The sequence below is a fragment of the Nocardiopsis halophila DSM 44494 genome (genome assembly GCF_000341245.1).
GTDB lineage: Bacteria > Actinomycetota > Actinomycetes > Streptosporangiales > Streptosporangiaceae > Nocardiopsis_A > Nocardiopsis_A halophila.
Genome location: NZ_ANAD01000010.1, coordinates 26885 through 43765, shown reverse-complemented (window position 1 = coordinate 43765; position 16881 = coordinate 26885). Strand labels below are relative to the sequence as shown.

Annotated in this window: 11 protein-coding genes; 4 read left to right on the top strand and 7 right to left on the bottom strand. The window is 73.0% G+C overall.

Annotated features, from left to right (window positions below; all coding sequences use genetic code 11):
* Window positions 1–145 precede the first annotated feature (145 nt).
* Both D450_RS0101075 and D450_RS0101070 read left to right on the top strand, forming a co-directional pair.
* Window positions 146–2116 carry an acetoacetate--CoA ligase gene (locus D450_RS0101075; RefSeq protein ID WP_026128311.1) on the top strand — a complete coding sequence of 657 codons (1971 nt, stop codon included), beginning with the start codon at window positions 146–148 and terminating at the stop codon, window positions 2114–2116.
* Between the two features lie 149 nt (window positions 2117–2265).
* Window positions 2266–3516 carry a heparan-alpha-glucosaminide N-acetyltransferase domain-containing protein gene (locus D450_RS0101070; protein ID WP_017536837.1) on the top strand — a complete coding sequence of 417 codons (1251 nt, stop codon included), beginning with the start codon at window positions 2266–2268 and terminating at the stop codon, window positions 3514–3516.
* A gap of 14 nt (window positions 3517–3530) precedes the next feature.
* On the opposite strand, the gene D450_RS29135 is transcribed toward D450_RS0101070, so the two are convergent.
* The 4 genes from D450_RS29135 to D450_RS33595 form a co-directional block, all read right to left on the bottom strand.
* Window positions 3531–5288 carry an ABC transporter ATP-binding protein gene (locus D450_RS29135; protein ID WP_206539646.1) on the bottom strand — a complete coding sequence of 586 codons (1758 nt, stop codon included), beginning with the start codon at window positions 5286–5288 and terminating at the stop codon, window positions 3531–3533.
* A 71-nt stretch (window positions 5289–5359) separates the two neighbouring features.
* The gene (locus tag D450_RS0101060; RefSeq protein WP_017536835.1) at window positions 5360–5971 is read right to left on the bottom strand and encodes a flavoprotein; all 612 of its coding nucleotides are present in this window, start codon (window positions 5969–5971) and stop codon (window positions 5360–5362) included.
* Window positions 5968–9159: a type 2 lanthipeptide synthetase LanM family protein gene (locus tag D450_RS0101055; RefSeq protein ID WP_017536834.1), complete on the bottom strand. Its 3192-nt coding sequence runs from the start codon at window positions 9157–9159 to the stop codon at window positions 5968–5970. Before D450_RS0101055 ends, D450_RS0101060 begins: the two co-directional genes overlap by 4 nt.
* 86 nt (window positions 9160–9245) lie before the next feature.
* The gene (locus D450_RS33595) at window positions 9246–9404 is read right to left on the bottom strand and encodes a hypothetical protein (protein WP_017536833.1); all 159 of its coding nucleotides are present in this window, start codon (window positions 9402–9404) and stop codon (window positions 9246–9248) included.
* A 297-nt stretch (window positions 9405–9701) separates the two neighbouring features.
* Here D450_RS33595 and D450_RS0101045 point away from each other — a divergent pair, with 297 nt between their 5' ends.
* Window positions 9702–10454, top strand: coding sequence for an ABC transporter ATP-binding protein (locus tag D450_RS0101045; protein ID WP_051063535.1), 753 nt, complete (start codon window positions 9702–9704; stop codon window positions 10452–10454).
* 5 nt (window positions 10455–10459) lie between these two features.
* On the top strand, window positions 10460–12946 hold the full coding sequence (locus D450_RS0101040) for an ABC transporter permease (protein WP_017536831.1): 2487 nt from the start codon (window positions 10460–10462) through the stop codon (window positions 12944–12946).
* 41 nt (window positions 12947–12987) lie between these two features.
* Here the strand turns inward: D450_RS0101040 and D450_RS0101035 are convergent, their stop codons facing one another.
* From D450_RS0101035 to D450_RS0101025, 3 genes are all read right to left on the bottom strand, one after another.
* Window positions 12988–14052, bottom strand: a complete 1065-nt coding sequence (locus D450_RS0101035; protein ID WP_017536830.1) for a sulfotransferase family protein — start codon at window positions 14050–14052, stop codon at window positions 12988–12990.
* 67 nt (window positions 14053–14119) lie between these two features.
* The gene (locus D450_RS31660; protein WP_152520769.1) at window positions 14120–14938 is read right to left on the bottom strand and encodes an AfsR/SARP family transcriptional regulator; all 819 of its coding nucleotides are present in this window, start codon (window positions 14936–14938) and stop codon (window positions 14120–14122) included.
* A gap of 1091 nt (window positions 14939–16029) precedes the next feature.
* On the bottom strand, window positions 16030–16803 hold the full coding sequence (locus D450_RS0101025; protein ID WP_017536828.1) for an enoyl-CoA hydratase-related protein: 774 nt from the start codon (window positions 16801–16803) through the stop codon (window positions 16030–16032).
* Window positions 16804–16881 lie beyond the last annotated feature (78 nt).

Sequence of the window (16881 nt, the reverse complement as noted above, 5' to 3'; positions counted from 1 at the left end):
CCTGCCTACCTGCGGATCACCGACCCCGGTGATGCGCGCCACGGAAACCCTGTTGTTAGATGGGCGTCACATCACGGCGGCGGCCCCACCCTGAGCGGCGGGCGCGGCCGACCGCTCGCCTGCGCGACATAGGAGGGCGCGAGCAATGACGCAGCCACAACCCCCCGTGCTCTGGACCCCCGGCAGCGACCGGCGGGAACGGGCCAACATCACCGCTTTCGCCCGGTGGGCGCGCGCGGAGCGGGGGGCGGCGGTGGACGAAGCCGACTACGACTCCCTCTGGCGCTGGTCCACCACCGACCTCGAAGGGTTCTGGTCGGCGGTCTGGGACTACTACGGCGTCCGCTCCTCGACCCCGCCCGACCAGGTCCTCGCCGAGCGCGCCATGCCCGGGGCCCGCTGGTTCCCCGGCACCCGCCTGAACTACGCCGAGCACGTCTTCGCCGACCGCGACGACGACGCGGTGGCGATCCGCCACGCCTCCGAGCTGCGCGTGCTCGGCGAGTGGACGTGGGGCGAGCTCAAGCGGCGCACCGCCGCCATCGCCGCCGGGCTGCGCCGCCTCGGCGTCGGCCCCGGCGACCGGGTCGTGGCCTACCTGCCCAACGTCGCCGAGACCGCCGCCGCGTTCTACGCCTGCGCCTCCATCGGGGCCGTCTGGTCCTCCTGCTCGCCCGACTTCGGGGTGCGCAGCGTCATCGACCGCTTCGCCCAGATCGAGCCCAAGGTGCTGCTGGCCGTCGACGGCTACCGCTACGGCGGCAAGGACTTCGACCGGGCGGACACCGTGCGCGAACTGCGCGCGCAGATGCCCACCCTGGAGCACACCGTCGTCCTGCCCTACCTGGGGGAGGAGGTGCCCGAGGACGCGCTGTCCTGGGAGGCGCTGGAACGCGCCGGCGAGGGCGCCGGGCTGGAGTTCGAGCGGGTCGACTTCGACCACCCGCTGTGGGTGCTCTACTCCTCGGGCACCACGGGCCTGCCCAAGGCGATCGTGCAGGGCCACGGCGGGATCCTGCTGGAGCAGCTCAAGAACCTCAACCTGCACCTGGACGCGCACGAGGACGACCGGGTCTTCTGGTTCACCACCACCGGGTGGATGATGTGGAACTTCCTGGTGAGCGTGCTGCTCACCCGGGCCTCCATCGTCCTGTACGACGGCAGCCCCGCCCACCCCGACCTGGGGTCCCTGTGGGACCTGGCCGAACGCGCCGGGGTCACCGTGTTCGGCACGAGCGCCGGGTACCTGTCCACGTGCATGAAGGCCGGGATCCACCCGGCCGAGGGGCGGGACCTCTCGGCGCTGCACGCCATCGGCTCCACCGGATCGCCGCTGAGCCCTGAAGGCTTCGACTGGTGCTACGAGGAGTTCGGCGACGGCCTGTGGCTGTTCTCCACCAGCGGCGGCACCGACATCTGCAGCTGCCTGGTGGGGGGTGTGCCCACGCTGCCGGTCTACGAGGGCGAGATCCAGGCGCGCTCCCTGGGCATGGCCGTCGCCGCCTGGGACCCCGAGGGCAAGGAACTGGTCGGCGAGGTCGGCGAGCTCGTGGTGACCGAGCCGGCGCCCTCCATGCCGCTGTACTTCTGGGGCGACGAGCAGGGGGAGCGGCTGCGCGACAGCTACTTCTCCATGTACCCGGGGGTGTGGCGGCACGGCGACTGGATCGAGATCACCGAGCGCGGCACCGCGGTCATCTACGGCCGCTCCGACTCCACCATCAACCGGGGCGGGGTGCGCATGGGCACCAGCGAGATCTACCGGGCCGTGCTGGCCCTGGACGAGGTCGTCGACGCACTCGTGGTGGACGTCCCGCAGAAGGACGGCGGCTCGCGCATCGAGCTGTTCACCGTGCTGCGCGAGGGTGCCGAGCTGGACGAGGCGCTCACCAAGGCGCTTGCGCGCCGCATCCGCGAGGACTGCTCGCCGCGGCACGTGCCCGACGCGGTGCGGGCGATCGCCGCGGTGCCGCGGACCCTGTCGGGCAAGGTGCTGGAGGTGCCGGTCAAGCGCATCCTCATGGGCGAGCGCCCCGAGAAGGTGGCCAGCCGCGACTCCCTGGCCAACCCCGAGGCGCTGGACTACTTCTCCTCGCTCGCGGGTACCGGCGACTGAGCGGTCGGCTGTCGGACCGAAGGGCGGGGGACGGCCGCACGAGGCGTCCCCCGCCCCCGCCGGGCCGGCCCCGTTCGGCCGTCCGGCGTCGCGGGGCAGTTCCGTCACCGACCACCCCAAACCACCGCAATACCTCCTAGGGTGGGCGCGTGACACCGCCTAACGACCCCCGTCCCCGTGACGGGCAGGCGGCCCCCGCGGCGCGCGAGCGCATCGCCGGGGTCGACGCAGCGCGCGCCCTCGCCGTCTTCGGCATGCTCACCGTGCACCTCGGGGTCGGCTCGCTCGGCCTGGCCGGGCTCCTGGGCCAGGAGGCGGCCGACACCTTCCACGGACTGGCCCGCGGCCGCTCCTCGGCCCTGTTCGCGTTCCTGGCCGGCCTGTCGCTGGCCCTGATGACCGGCAGGACGCGCCCGCTGCCCGGCCCGGACCTGCGCCGCCCCATGGCGCGCATCCTGGTGCGGGCCATCGTGCTGGCGCTGCTCGGGATGTTCCTGGACCTCCTCGACGCCCCGGTCGCGGTCATCCTGGCCTACTACGCCGGGTTCTTCGTGCTCGCCCTTCCGCTGCTGCGGCTGGGCCCGGCCGCGCTCGCGTGCACGGCGGCGGCGATCGCGGTGGCCGGCCCGCAGGCCTCGTTCGCGATCCGGTCGGCCATGGGCGGCACGGGCTTTCGCGAGAACTCCATCGGCGGCATCACCGACCTCCTGCTCACCGGCTACTACCCGGCGTTCACCTTCATGGCGTTCGTGGTGGCGGGCATGGCGGTGGGGCGGCTGGACCTGGCCGCGACCCGCGTCCGCATCGGGATGGTGTGCACCGGCGCCGGCCTGGCCCTGCTGGGCTACGGCGGGTCGTGGCTGCTGCTGTTCCCCTTGGGCGGGGTGGACCGGCTCGCCTCCGACGTCGCGGCCTCGACGTGGGGTACGAGCGACCTGGACACCGCCGCGCTGGAGCCCATGCGCGACTGGGTCGTGGAGGAGATGGGCAACATGCACGGGCAGGTCCCCACGGACTCGCCGGTGTGGCTGCTCATCGCCAGCCCGCACAGCGGAACGAGCTACGAGGCGATCGGGGCGATCGGCACCTCCCTGCTGGTCCTGACGGCCTGCCTGTTCGCGGCGGAGCGCGCGCGGGTGCTGCTCTACCCCCTGTCGGCGGCGGGCGCCATGGCGCTCACGGTGTACGCCGGGCACATCGTCGTGATGGCGATCGGAGGCATGTCCTTCGAGGACGTGGCGCCGTTCCGGTGGGAGGCGTTCGTGGGCACGGCACTGGTGGCGTGCACGGCCTGGAAACTGCTGCTGGGCCGCGGCCCCCTGGAGCGGGCCCTGGGGTGGCTGGGCGACCGCGGGGCCGACCTGGTCCCGGACCGCATCGGCCCGGTGCGGCAGGTCTGAGGCCGGTCGCGCCCTCAGACGGGGAACGCCGCCCTGTCGTCCCGCCCCCTCCCCGGAACGGCCGGTCCGATGAACTGCCGCGCGGCCAGCTCTTGGTAGAGCGCGTCGCGCTCCATCAGTCGCCCGTGGGTGCCGACTGCGCGGATCCGTCCTCCATCGACCACGGCGATGCGGTCGGCGGTCATCGCGGTGGACAGGCGGTGGGCCACCACGACTACGGTGCGCCCGGCGCGGGTGCGCAGGAGCAGCTCGTGCAGCGCATGTTCGGTGCGCGCGTCGACACTGGACGTCGGCTCGTCCATCAGGAGGATCTCGGGGTCCGCCAGCAGGACGCGTGCCCAGGCCAGGCGCTGCCTCTGGCCACCGGAGAGCAGGGTGCCGCCGTCCCCGACGCGGGTGGAGAGCCCATCGGGGGAGTCCTCCACGAGCCCGCTCAGACCGACGTCGGCGAGGGCGCGCGACAGATCCGCGTCGGAGGCTTCGGGCGCGGCGAGGCGGAGGTTCTCGGCGAGTGTGCCGGAGAGGGCGGGCGCGGCCTGCTCCAGGTAGCCGAGGCGGGACCGCAACCGCGCGCGCTCCATGGTCGCCGTGTCGGTGCCGTCGACCCGCACGGTTCCGGAGTCCGGGTCGTAGAACCGCTCGATCAGAGCGAGGATCGTCGACTTTCCGGCGCCCGACGGACCGACCAGCGCGGTGGTGCGCCCGCGCTCGATGCGGAGCGAGACGTCTCTGAGCACTTCCGGTCCGTCCGGATAGGCGAACCGCACCCGGTCGAGCTCGACGGCGGGCGCCGGACGGGCTGAGGGGACCGGGCCCTCTCCGCGGTCACCGCCGCGACGGTGCGCCCCCTCCTCCTCTTCTTCGGCCAGACGCAGGATCTCGCCGATCCGGTCCAGCGCGGCCACCCCGCTCTGGATCTCACCGTATGCGGCCATCGCCTGCGAGAGGGGGGCGGCCAGCAGGAACAGGTAGAAGAGGAACGCCACCAGCTCGCCGAGGCCGATCGCACCGTCGGTGACCCGTGCTCCGCCCACAAGAAGGACGACGATGAACGCTCCTTGAACGGAGAGCGCCATGACCGGTTGGATCCCGGCCCGCACCCGAGCGGCCCGCACGCCGGCGGCGTACGCTTCCTGCGCGGCGCGCTGCGCACTTCGCGCCTCCCCGCCGGTCGCGCCGGTGGCGCGCAGTGTCCGCAGGGCGGGCAGGGCGCGTTCCACGACCGCGACGACGGCGCTGAGCCGCTCCTGCGACTCCCGTGCGGCCGAGCGGATCCGGGTGCCCAGCCGTGCCGCGACGGCCGCGGCACCGGCGAGCAGGCCGACGGTCGCGGCCAGCAGGATCGGGTCGAGCACGGCCATCACCGTGATCGCGCCGGTGAAGACCAGGGCGGCCGAGGCGATGTCGAAGGCCCCTCCGGTGACCGTGGCGCGGACCAGGGAGGTGTCGGCACCGACGCGGGAGACCAGGTCGCCGCGGCTGCGCCGGTCGAGCTCGGCCATGGGCAGTCGGAGCACCCGGCCGGTCAGCACGGTACGGATCCCCAGGACCAGCCGTTCCGCGGAGGCCTGCAGCAGGTAGGACTGCCCTGCGCGGGCGGAGGCGGCCAGGAGCGACAGGGCCACCAGCGCCGCGACGGCCGGGCCGGCCGGGTCGGAGCGGCCGACGGCGTCGACGGCCTGCCGAAGGGCGAGGGGCTGCAGAACCACGGTCGCGGTGGCCAGGAGCGACAGGGCGGCGGCGCTGCCGAGCCGGCGGCGGTCGGCGACCACGTGAGGCCAGAGGACGGAGCGCAGGGGGCCGGGCCGGGCGCCGGGCCCCGCGGGGCGGGCGGTGCGGGGGCTCACCGGTCCCGCTCGCCATCGGCGGCCGTGAGCACCTGCGCAAGCAGACCCAACAGCTCGGCCATGGGAGCGGGGGCGCCCACATTGGCCTTTCCGGTGGAGAGGCTGCGCCCGGGGACGGGGTCGGCCAGTACCACCTGGGGGCGTTCCTTGAGCAGGGCGGCCGCGCGCCGGTAGGCGTGGCCCTCGAAGCCGCCCGGCGGCAGCGACGGCGCCACCCCGATCGGCGCGCACGTGCACTGCAGGGCGAGCATCAGCGGCGTGTCGGCCAGTCCATTGGCCAGGCGGCTCACGAAGTGCAGTGTCGCCGGGTAGACCACGAATGCGTCCGCCCACGCCGCCAGGCGCACATGCGGGGCCTCCTCATGCGGGCCCTCGCCCCACTCGTCCAGCGTGAAAGGGCGCCCGGTGACGAGGTTGACCGTCGTCGCGGTGGCGAACTGCAGGGCCTGCCGTGTCAGTACCACCTCCACGTCGGCGTCCGGGTAGGCGTGCTGGAACTGCTGGACCAGACCCGGGAGCCCGGCTACGGCCAGGGCGCCGCACCCGGCGACCACGACACGCTTGCCCCCGAACCCCGGGAGGTCCCCGGTGATCGCGTGCTTGTTCACTGCGCAACCCGCCCCTCGGGGTCGGAGACAGGGCCTTCGAGCCACAGGACGGAGGGCACCCGGCCGGGCGCCGCAAGGCGGAGCAGGGACAGGGCGACACCCGCCTTGCCCATCATCAGGCCGAAGACGTTCCGGCCGATGATCCGGCCGAAGTCGAAGCCGCGCGAGCCGAGGACGTCCCGGAGCCGCCCGGCCATCGTGTCGCGCCGCTCCCCCCACTCGGCCTCGGGCAGGACAGCGTCGGCCAGCGCGAACAGCTCCATGTTGCCGAAGTCGCCGTGGCACAGGCACTGGTTGCCCAGGTAACCGCGGTCTCGGACGGCGCGCAAGGCGCTGCGTGCCTGCGCGTCGTACCCGGAGCCGGGCGTGTGTCCGTGGGCCAGCAGACGCGAGATCCCGATCCCGGTGGCGCCGTGGCACCACAGTGCCGGGTGGACGTCTGCCATGCCGGTACGGTCGCGCCAGGTCCGCAGATCGCGCCAGGCGTCCCGGCCCGGCACCGCGAGGCTCTGGTCATAGGCGAGCGCGGACGCGCCAAGGTCGCGCACGGCGCTGTCCCCGAGGGTGTCGGCCATGTGCAGCAGCCCCCAGCCGATTCCGGCGGCACCGTGCGAGAACCCTCCGAGCAGCGGGCCGCCGGGGGCGCTGGGCCAGGCGGTTCCGCCGCCGACGCCGACCCCCGTGGCCTCCAGCCGCTCCGCGCACACCCGGGCGATGTCCTGCAGTTCGGGCAGTCCGTACCGCTCGTACAGCCGTCCGGCGACCACTCCGCACCCGGCCAGGCCGGAGACGAGGTCGGGGCTCTCCTCGGCCTCGGCGCCCTTGCGCAGCAGGACCAGGTGGTCCTGGAGGAGGTCGGTGTAGGCCGGATCGCCCAGCGCGGCGCCGGCGTGGTCCAGGGCGTAGAGGGCCCCGGCGATGCCGCTGTAGCCGCCCACGCTCTTGACGGTGCCGTTGCGGGCGGCCTCCCGCAGCTCGGCCGTGACCGGGGCCAGGCTGCGCCGCGCGAGGTCGGCGTAGGCGTCGCTGCCGAAGACGCCGGCGCCGTAGGCGAACACGAAGGCCATCCCGGCGAGACCGTCGTACAGGCTGGTGGTCATCGGCCGGAACTCGATCGACTCGTCCCGGATGCCGTCCAGGTTGATGCCGATCCATGTGCAGTCGTCTGCGCCCAGGAGCGCGTCATCGGCCAGGGAGTCCAGCAGGGCCCGGGCCGCGTCCCGGGGTCCCGCGCCGACGGGCAGGGGGCCGCCTCGGCGGGGCCGGTCGCGGGCGGGCGGGGTGGAACGGGGCAGCGCCGCCAGTGCGTCCTCGATGATGTCGAGCTGCGTGGCTCGGTGCTCGGGCCCGAACAGGTCGAGCTTGCGTTCGAGGACGTCCACCACGGGCTCGCCGAAGAACCCCTCGGCGACCACCTCGTCGCCGGCGAACAGAGAGGTCGATCCCGGTCGACTGTGGAAGGCGGGGATGTCGCCGGCCTGGAGCCGCCGCCGCTCGTGCTCGACCAGCGGGGCGAGGTCGCGCCGCGTGTTCACGGCCGTCCACAGTTTCTCCAGCAGCCGCTCGCCGTCGAGAGCCGAGCGCAGGTAGTCAGGGTGCCGGGACTCGCGCAGGAAGAGGGCGTAGCGCCGGGTGGGTCGGGCGATATAGCGCACGGGGACCGCGCGCGCGCCACGCAGCACGGCCCGGAAGACCGCCTTGTTCCCAGCGATGGCGTCGTAGGCCTCGGTGAAGCCGCGCACCACGTCGTCCGCATGGTCCCCGGGGAGCACCTCGCCGCCGTCGAGGAACGGCCGGTTCTGCCCGGTCCCTGACCGGAGCGGACCGGCGTCGATGCGCATGACGTCGGTGAACGGATCGACCAGGGTGGGGGCGCGGCGGTTCACGCTGCGCGCGACGCCGCCCCCGATCGCGCTGATGTCCACGCTCTCCTCTTGTCCGTCCCCGAGGGCGCGCACGGGGAGCACGAGGGGGGCCATCACGCTCTGGGCGAGGAGGTCGGCGGCCCGCTCGCCCGCCGAGTCCGAGGCCTGCTCCGAGACCGAGGTGTGCTGGAGCACCGTCTCCAGGTCGATCGGGATGGGCTGGTCTCCTGCGGCGATGAGGTTCTCGGCGTGGACGTCCACGGCGCCCAGGAAGTGGAGTGCCGCGAGGACACCGCCGGTCCTGCGGTAGAAGCGCGCGACCGCCGCCCGGTCGGCGCAGGGCCGGTACCGGACCGGTGCGCACCAGCCGTACCCCTCCCGGGGCAGTACGTGCACCGTCTCCAGGCCCAGCTCCGGGCAATGCTCGTTGAGCAGGCCGATCGTCTTCCGGTAGACGCGCTCGGGCTCGACCGAGCGGGGCTTGTAGTACACGCGGGCCCCGTCGGTGAAGGTCACCAGGGTCACCGTGCGTCCGCCCAGGTGCCGGTCCCCCAGGCCGGAACGGTACTCGGCGACCTTCGCGCCGTCCCCGACCAGGCGGGCCCGCCGCAGCTCCGGGACGTCGTCGGCCAGCCGCCCGAGCATCTCGAGCACCGTGGCGTGCCAGGTGCGGCCCGCCTCGATCATGGAGCGGCCGAGCACCGGGTACTCGGTGAACAGCGCATCGAGGCGCTCAGGGGAGGAGAGCAGGCGGGTGTCGTAGAAGTCGTAGCGCTCCTCCGGCGTTGCGCCCTCCAGCTCGCCGCGGCTGCTGGCGACGTTCAGTTCGAGGATGAGTGTCCGGTGGCTGATACGGACGAGTTCCCCCGCCAGGTCCTCGATCAGGGAGCGGAGGGCCGTTGGGGCGAGCAGATCCGGATTCCGCCGCAGCCGCGGGTCGGACTCGGCGGCTTCGACGAGTCCGGATCGGTAATGGGAGAGAAAGCGGCCCACCAGGCCATGGAACAGCATTCGGCCGTGGTCGGTCCCGTAGAGCGTGCCGGCCGTGAACCGGGCCTCCTCAAGAGGGGGGCGGGTGAGGACCGCGTCGAGTTCGGGCCGCCAATCCATCGCCCCCGTGTCCGCGGTGAAAGGTCCGCCGCCGATGAGCCGCGACAAGGTCTCCTCGCTGGTTTCCGACGCCTTCAGGCGGAGCGTGAAAACGTCGTCGGAAATGTAGGCGGAATCCTTCCACGCCCGGACGGCGTCCGGATCGGGCGGGCAGTCGGTGGGGTCGGGGTCGCGCTCTCGGAGAAACGCGGCGTGCTCGGTTCTTCGGTCCACAGTCGTCCCTCGTTCCGCCTGGCGGGTCACGGCGGGGGCGGCGCCCGCGGGCGCCGCCCCCTGGCAATGCCGGTCGGATGGACCGATCAGCAGTTGCAGTCGAGGGTGAACGTGCAGAAGTAGCCGTCGTTGGGCGAGCTGTCCTTGGCCGCGACGGAGCGGTCCTGGAGCAGCTCCTGGTAGCCCAGCTCGCCGAAGTCGCTGCCGGCGGCGTTGCGGCCGATCTCGTTCTTGTTCTCGTACATGCGCTTCTCCTCTCGTCAGCTCCGGGGCTGTGCGGCCCCGGAGAACGTGTGCGGAGCCCGACCGGAGAACCCGCCTCCGATCGAACCGGAAGCGACTCTAGGGGCAAATGGCACAAATGGTGCACATCAATTGCATATCCGCTGCACAAGAAGGCCTATCGAGAGGGGGTGTGCTGCTTGTTGGCCGTATCCGGACATTTGGTCGAGGGGAGTGGTGCGCCCGGCCGGTGGCTCGGTCGATGCTTCTCGTCCATTCGGCCGATCCTGCCCGAGAAGCCCGCGGGTACGGTCGCCCCCATGTCAGAAGAAACGATGACGGCCCGCCGTGCTCCCGTGGTCACCGCACAACGGTTGACCAAAGTGTTCGGTGCTGGAGAAAACGCCGTCCAAGCACTTCGGGGCATCGACGTGTCCTTCGAGTCCGGGGCCTTCACCGCGATCATGGGGCCGTCGGGATCGGGAAAGTCCACGCTCATGCACTGCCTGGCGGGATTGGAGTCCGCCACGTGCGGCCGGGTGGAGGTGGGCGGGGCCGAGATCACCGGAATGGGCGACCGGGAGCTGACGATGCTGCGCCGCGAGCGGGTCGGCTTCGTGTTCCAGTCCTTCAACCTGCTGCCCATGCTCACCGCTGAGCAGAACATCCTGCTCCCGCTGGAGATCGCCGGCAAGAAGCCGGACCGGGCGTTCTTCGACGAGCTCGCCGGCGTCACCGGGCTGCAGAAGCGGCTGGGCCACCTGCCTTCCGAACTCTCGGGAGGGCAGCAGCAGCGGGTGGCGATCGCGCGTGCATTCGTGGCCCGCCCCGACGTCGTCTTCGCCGACGAGCCCACCGGCAACCTCGACTCGGTCTCCGGAACCGGGGTTCTGGACTTTCTGAGGACCTCGGTGCGCCGCTTCGGCCAGACGGTCGTGATGGTGACCCACGACGCCAGGGCCGCCTCCTACGCGGACCGCGCGGTCTTCCTGCGCGACGGTGCCCTCGTGGACGACATGCACGAACCGGCGACCGACGCCGTGCTTCAGACGATGGTGAAGCTGGAGGTCTGAGCCCAGTGTGGAAGACGACTCTCGCCGGCCTGCGCGCGCACCGGCTGCGACTGGCCATGGCGGCACTGGCGACGCTCATCGGGGTCGCCTTCACCTCCGGCACCCTCATCCTCGGCGACACCCTCCAGGCGGACGCGGAACGGACCGTCACCGCCAATACCGCCGAGGTCGACGTGGCCGTGCTGGCCACCAGCGGCCTGCGCCCCCTGTCCGAGGAGGCCGTCGGCGACCTGGCCGCGCTCGCCGGGGTGGAACGGGCCCAAGGGGTCGTGGAGGGGACGGCGACGCTCCTCGGCCAGGACGGGCGGCCGCTGCGCCAGCAGCCCGTGGCGGCCTCGGTCACCGTGCGCACGGCGACGCTGGAGGGAAGCGCCCCCGACGCCGACGGCGAGGTGGCGCTGGCCGGATCGACCGCCGAGGACGCGGGTGTGTCGGTCGGGGACACGGTCGGCGTGGTCGACGCCCAGGGGAGCCGGCGGGAGCTGACCGTCACCGGGATCGTCGACACCCGCGGCGAGGGAACCATGGCCCTGCGTGGGGCGGCGGTCTTCACCCTGCCCACGGCCCAGGAGGTCACCGGGCAGACGGGGTATGCGGGCATCTACGTCACCTCGGCGGGCCCGGCCCCCGGAGCGCTGCGCGAGGATGTGGCCGCGACCCTGGCCGAGGGCGACTACGAGATCCTGACCGGGCGGCAGTGGGCCGATGCCAAGGCCGCGGGGAGCGGCCTGGACCCTGCGCTGGTCAGCGCCGGCCTGGCTCTGCTCGCCCTCGTCGCCCTGCTGGTCTCCGGCCTGGTCATCTACAATACCTTCAGCATCCTGGTGGCCCAGCGCAAGCGCGAACTGGCGCTGCTGCGGTGCGTGGGGGCCACGCGCTCCCAGGTGTTCGGCAGCGTGCTGGCCGAGTCCGCCGCGCTGGCCGCCGCCGCTGCGCTGCTGGGGCTGGTCGTCGGCATCGGCGCCGGCTACTCCGCGGTTCCGGTCCTCAACGCCTTCGGCAGCGACATCCCCTACTCCGTCGTGACGGTGACGCCGCAGACTCTCGCCATCGGCTTGGTCTCCGGATTCGCGGTGACCGTCGGCGCAGCCGCGGTGCCCGCGCATGCGGCCACCCGCGTGCCTCCGGTGGCCGCTCTGAACAGCACGCAGGAGCGCGAGGCCGGACGGCTGGTCTCGGCGCGCGGTCTGTTCGGCCTGGCGGCGGCCGTGTCGGGCGCCGGCGCGGCCGCCGCGGCGGTGCCGGTCCTCGGGGCCGGCCCCCCGGCTCTGACCGGTGTCGTGGTCGGCGGCATGCTCTTCTTCCTCGGGCTCGTAGCCCTGGGGCCGCTCCTGGTACGCCCCGCCGTCCGGGTCGTCGGGATCCTCCCGGCACGGCTGTTCGGCACCCCCGGCCGGCTCGCGGTGGCCAACGCCAGGCGCAACCCGCGCCGGGCGGCCACCACGGCGATCGCTCTGGCCGTGGGGGTGACCCTGATGTCCGGTGTGTCGGTGGCGACGGAGAGCTTCGAGGCGTCCGTGGGCCAAGGCGTCGAGCAGGCCCTGCCGGTGGATTTCATGGTGACCGCCCCCGGCACCGCCGAGGAGGCTCAGATCCCGCCCGGAGTCGTCGACCGGCTCCGCGCTCAGGAGGGTATCGCCGAGACGGCCGCGCAGCGGGAGGCGGTCGTCGAGGTCGAAGGGCAAGAGGCGGCCCTGGCCAGTGTGGTCATCGGCGGCCCCATCGCCGAGCCCGAGCTCATCACCGGTGCTCCGCTGGACGCGCTGGGCTCCGGACAGATGGCGGTCACTCCGGACCGGGCCGAGGAGTTCGGGCTGGATGTCGGGGACACGGTGCGCGCGGTCACCGATCGGGGCCCGGTCGAGCTGGAGGTCGCCTCGATCGTCCGCGGAGCGCCGTTCCCGCCGTTCTACCTGTCCGAGGAGGGCTTCACCGACCTGTTCGGGGACCGCGGGTACGGTGCGGTGCTCATCAACACCGCCCCCGGCCTCACCGCAGAGGAGGGCCGGGCGGCCGTCGAGGCGGGGACCGAGGAATTCCCTGCCGTGACGATCACCGGGACCGACGACGCGCGGCAGCAGTTGGAGGAGACGCTCTCCAACCTCGTCATGATCGTCGGGGGGCTGCTGGCCCTGTCCGTGGTCGTGTCCCTGATCGGCATCGCCAACACGATGAGCCTGTCGGTGTTGGAGCGGACCCGTGAGTCCGCGCTGTTGCGGGCGCTGGGCCTGACCCGGCGACAGCTGAGCCGGATGCTGACGGTCGAGGCGCTGGTCCTCGGCGCGGTAGGGGCATGCTCGGGTGTGCTGGTCGGCTCCGTGTTCGGCCTGATGGCGATCACCGCCATCCGTAGCGACGCGGTTCCTGTGGTGCCGTTCGGCCAGCTCCTGCTCATCGTCGCCGGTTCGGGGCTGGCGGGCATGGCGGCCGCCATCGTGCCCGCCCGCAAGGCGGGGCGGGCGTCGATCGTGGCGTCCCTGGCTTCCGAATGAGGACGGCGGGGGCCGGTTCGCGCCGGCCCCCGCCTGAGGGATCAGGGCCCTGCCAGGGCCTTCTCGCCAGGGGCGCAGCCCTCGCGCAGTTCCGCCAGCTCCTCGGGCGGCAGGCGGAGCGAGGCACCCCGCCGCCCGGAGTCGAGCAGTTCCCAGGCGGCCGACCAGGCCGGTCCCCGAGCCAGGCCGGTGAATCGGGACAGTCGGTCCAGCTCTGCCTCGGGGTCGTCGATGAGGTCGTCGTAGGAGAGCGCCATTCGCCGGTCCGCCGGGACCTCGGACAAGTGGCCGAGGCCTTCGGTGATCATCTCCGACCAGAGCATTCCGAATCGCGCCGGCGACGGGCGCAGCGCCATGGTCAGCTCGGCGGGGAACCCCTGCGACACCCAGGCCGCGAGGTCATCGGGAAGCCGGACGAGGTGGTCGTCGGTGATGTCCGCGAGGGCGTCGGCGCCGGTGCGCTCCAGGACCTCGCGCACCATGGCGGCGGCGCGGAACCCGACGTGGTGCCCCATGGAGAGCGCGCAGTCGGGGCCGTTCCGGTACATGTGCACGAACCGGGCCTCGGGGAAGGCCCTGCGGAGGAGGGGGACCCGGCCCAGAGAGGCCCCCGAGCGCTCGACGACCACGCGGCGCCCGAACCGTTCCGCGAGCGTCCGGAACAGCGCGGTGTGCTGGTCGGCCGCGGGCCGGGCGGGCCAGGCGCGCACCTCGTGTCCGAGCTCGTCGAACAGGCCGTCCGGGTCGTCCGTCAGATGGGGGAGCACCATCAGGCACAGCCGCGGTACGCCCCCGGAGTCGGCGGAGAAGCGCCCGGACCCGGGGCCGTAGAGGATCTCCGCGGGTGCCCAGCCCTGCCGGGCCATCTCGTCGAAGGCCGGGTGCGGTTCGGAGAGCAGCTCCCAGAAACGTGCGCCGGAGACCTCCCCCGCGGGGAACACGCGGTCGCCCCCGAGGGAGACCAGGTACTCGTTGAGGCTGAGGACCTCCGGGTGCGTGTTGAGGATGCGCGACAGGGCCGTGGAGCCGGTCCTTCCGGTCCCCACCACGAAGACCGTCTCAGGGCGGTCGGTCGCCTGCCGCCCGTCCCCCCGTGGCTCGTTCATTTCTCTCCCATCGGTATCGTGGTCGCTTCCCGCGCGCCGGGGCCGGACCGGGCCCGGCCCGGTCGGATCAGGCACAGTCCCGTCTCTGCCCGGCGAGCGGCGGGGGCGTGATCCCGGAGTGCGCGAACCGGCGCACGGTCTCGTCGTCTCGGCGCATGATCGCCGAGTACAGCTCTTTGAGCTCGGGGGACGGCGCGATCCCGTACTCCTCCCGCAGTGACGCCCGCATCCGCTCCCAGTGGGCGAGCGCGCCGGGTGCGTCGCCGCTCAGGTAGGTCGCCCGGACGAGATTGGCCCACGAGGTCTCGCGGTAAGGGGCCGATGAGAGGGTCAGGCGCAGTTCCGGGATGAGGTCGGTCGACCCTCCCCGCAAGATGGCCGAGTGCGCGGCCCGGTCCCGCACGACCAGGTGGAGGTCGTTCCAGGCCTGGAAGCGCAGAGCCAGCGTGCCCGACGCGGAACATCCCTGGCCCACCGGCCCGTTCCACTCCCGCAGAGCGCGCTGGAACAGGTCTGACGCCGAACCCAGGTCGCCCTGCTCCAAGCGTCGGGCGCCCGTGTCGGCGGTGGATCTGAATCGTGCGAGGTCGAGTTCTCCCTCCTCGAGGTGCAGGGCGTAGCCGGCGCCGCGCCGCGTGGCCAGTCGGTCCGGCAGGTCAGGGCGGACCGAGCCGAGCAGTCGCCGGATACGGGACAGGTAGAGGCGGACGTTGCTCCGCGCCGATGCCGGGGGGTCGTCCCAGAGCGCTTCGGCGATTCTGGACGTCGAAACGAAGCGCCCCTCCTCGAGGAGGAGGAAGGCGAGGACTCCGGCCGGAGCCGGAGAGGTGATGCGGTGGATGCGTCCGTCGGCCTCGATCCGGGTGGCGCCCGTGAGGCCGAACATCACCGCAGGCGGGGGACACTGCTCGATTCGCCGGTGCGGGCCGGGTGACCGGAGATCGGTCGCCCAACGGTTCTCCGAACGGTGTGGCAAGCCTGTTCTCTCTCGTTCAAGGGTCCGGAAAATGTTGATAATAGAATGATCTCCATATTTCCGATGTGTGATGATATGCGCCTGTGGGAGCGTGCACAACGAGGTTTCTCGTGTGTGCGCTGCGAGGAGAGGCGGTGTTCTGCGGAAAGAGGCGGCGGAGCGGGGGCGGCCGGAATCGGTCACCGCTTCCGGTGTCCCGTTTGGAGCGAGGAGGACCGTGCGAGCTGGCCGGATACCGGGAAGGACCTGGTTGGTGAGGGGGATCGGGTGCACCTGGCAGGTGTGCGGTCGCTGAGGGCCGGCGGCTCCGCGGCGCCCGAGGGCTACGGAGCCGCCGGTGCCGTCCCGGCGCGGATATCACGGATTCGCCCCTGCTTAAGAGGGGGCGGCGGTCTTCGCTGATCAATTTCAAGAACGCCCGGCCGAAATGGGCGAGGGCGGGATGGGCGGTACCTGGCGGGGCATGCTGCTCGTCGTCGGGGCCGTTCGCAGGTCCGGGCGCGTGTCATTGGGAAATTCCGTGGTGTTCCGCCCGCCATTCGGCCGCAGGCCCGCCGCTGGGCGGAGCTCACTCCCATGTACGGGCTCCGGTGCGGGCGGGCCTCCGGCGGGGAGAGCCACCGTGGACGTCGTCCCACGGCCGGGACCGGTGTCGGGCGGCGTGAAGGGCCTGCCCTCCGGCGTGTGCTCAGCGCATCGGCGTCCGGCCCCGAGGCGTCCGGACCGCCCCCGGCTCTGCCCGACGCTCCACCGTCCCCGCCCGTCGGCGTCCAGTGGCGGCTGCCGGAACTCGGTGGGCAGCGGCGGCGGGTCGCGCCCGTCGTGGCCCTGGACGCAACGCGAGGGCCCCGGACCGGATGCTGTGCCCTGCAGCCGGGCGTCGGTGTCCCCCAGCAGGCTCCGGTGCAGACGAGGACGCGGTCGGCGGACGGGTCCGGCGGCTCACCGCGAGCCTGGGCCGTCCGGTGGGGAACAGGGTGGGAGGCGCGCTGGAGGCCTCCTCACGCGGGCCATTTCGGCGGGCGCTTCTCCAGGAACGCCGCCGTGCCCTCCCGGGCCTCCGGCGTCTGGCTGGAGGCGGCCATCACCTCCACCGCGTAGGCGTAGGCGTCGCTCTCGGGCCGGTCCAGCTGGGCGTACATGGCCTGCTTGCCCAGGGCCTTGCTGCGCGGGGAGCCCCGCGTGGCCCGGTCCAGCAGGTCGCGCGCGGCCTCCTCCAGCTCGGCGTCGGGGACCGCGCGGTTGACCAGCCCCCACTCGGCGGCGGTGGCCGCGTCCACCGGGTCGCCGGTCAGCGCCATCTCCATGGCCCGCTTGCGCCCGATGTTCCGGGAGACCGCGACCATCGGGGTATGGCAGAACCAGCCGCCCTTCCCGCCGGGCGCGGCGAAGGCGGCGCTGTACCCGGCCACCGCCAGGTCGCAGGTGGCGACCAGCTGGCACCCGGCGGCGACGGCGGGCCCGTGCACCCGGGCGATCACCACCTGGGGCACGGACTGGACGGTGCGCATGAGCCGGGTGCAGGTGGTCAGGAGCCGCCGGGCGGTGTCGTGGTCGGCGGCGGCCACGTCGGCGAAGTCGTGGCCGGCGGAGAAGACCGGCCCCGCGCCAGCCAGGGTGACGCCGAGGGCGTCGGTGGCCGCGACCTCCTCGAAGGCCGCGGTGAGCTCGTCCATGAACCCCTCGGACAGGGCGTTGCGCCGTGCCGGCCGGTTCATGGTGACGGTGGCGTGCGGTCCGGAGCGTTCCACGAGGACGCGGTCGTTGCTGCCCATGTCCCGACGCTACGCCGCGGACCGCGCCGCGTCACGGGACGCGGTGCGGTCCGCCCGGCGGCCCGCCGGGGCCCCCGT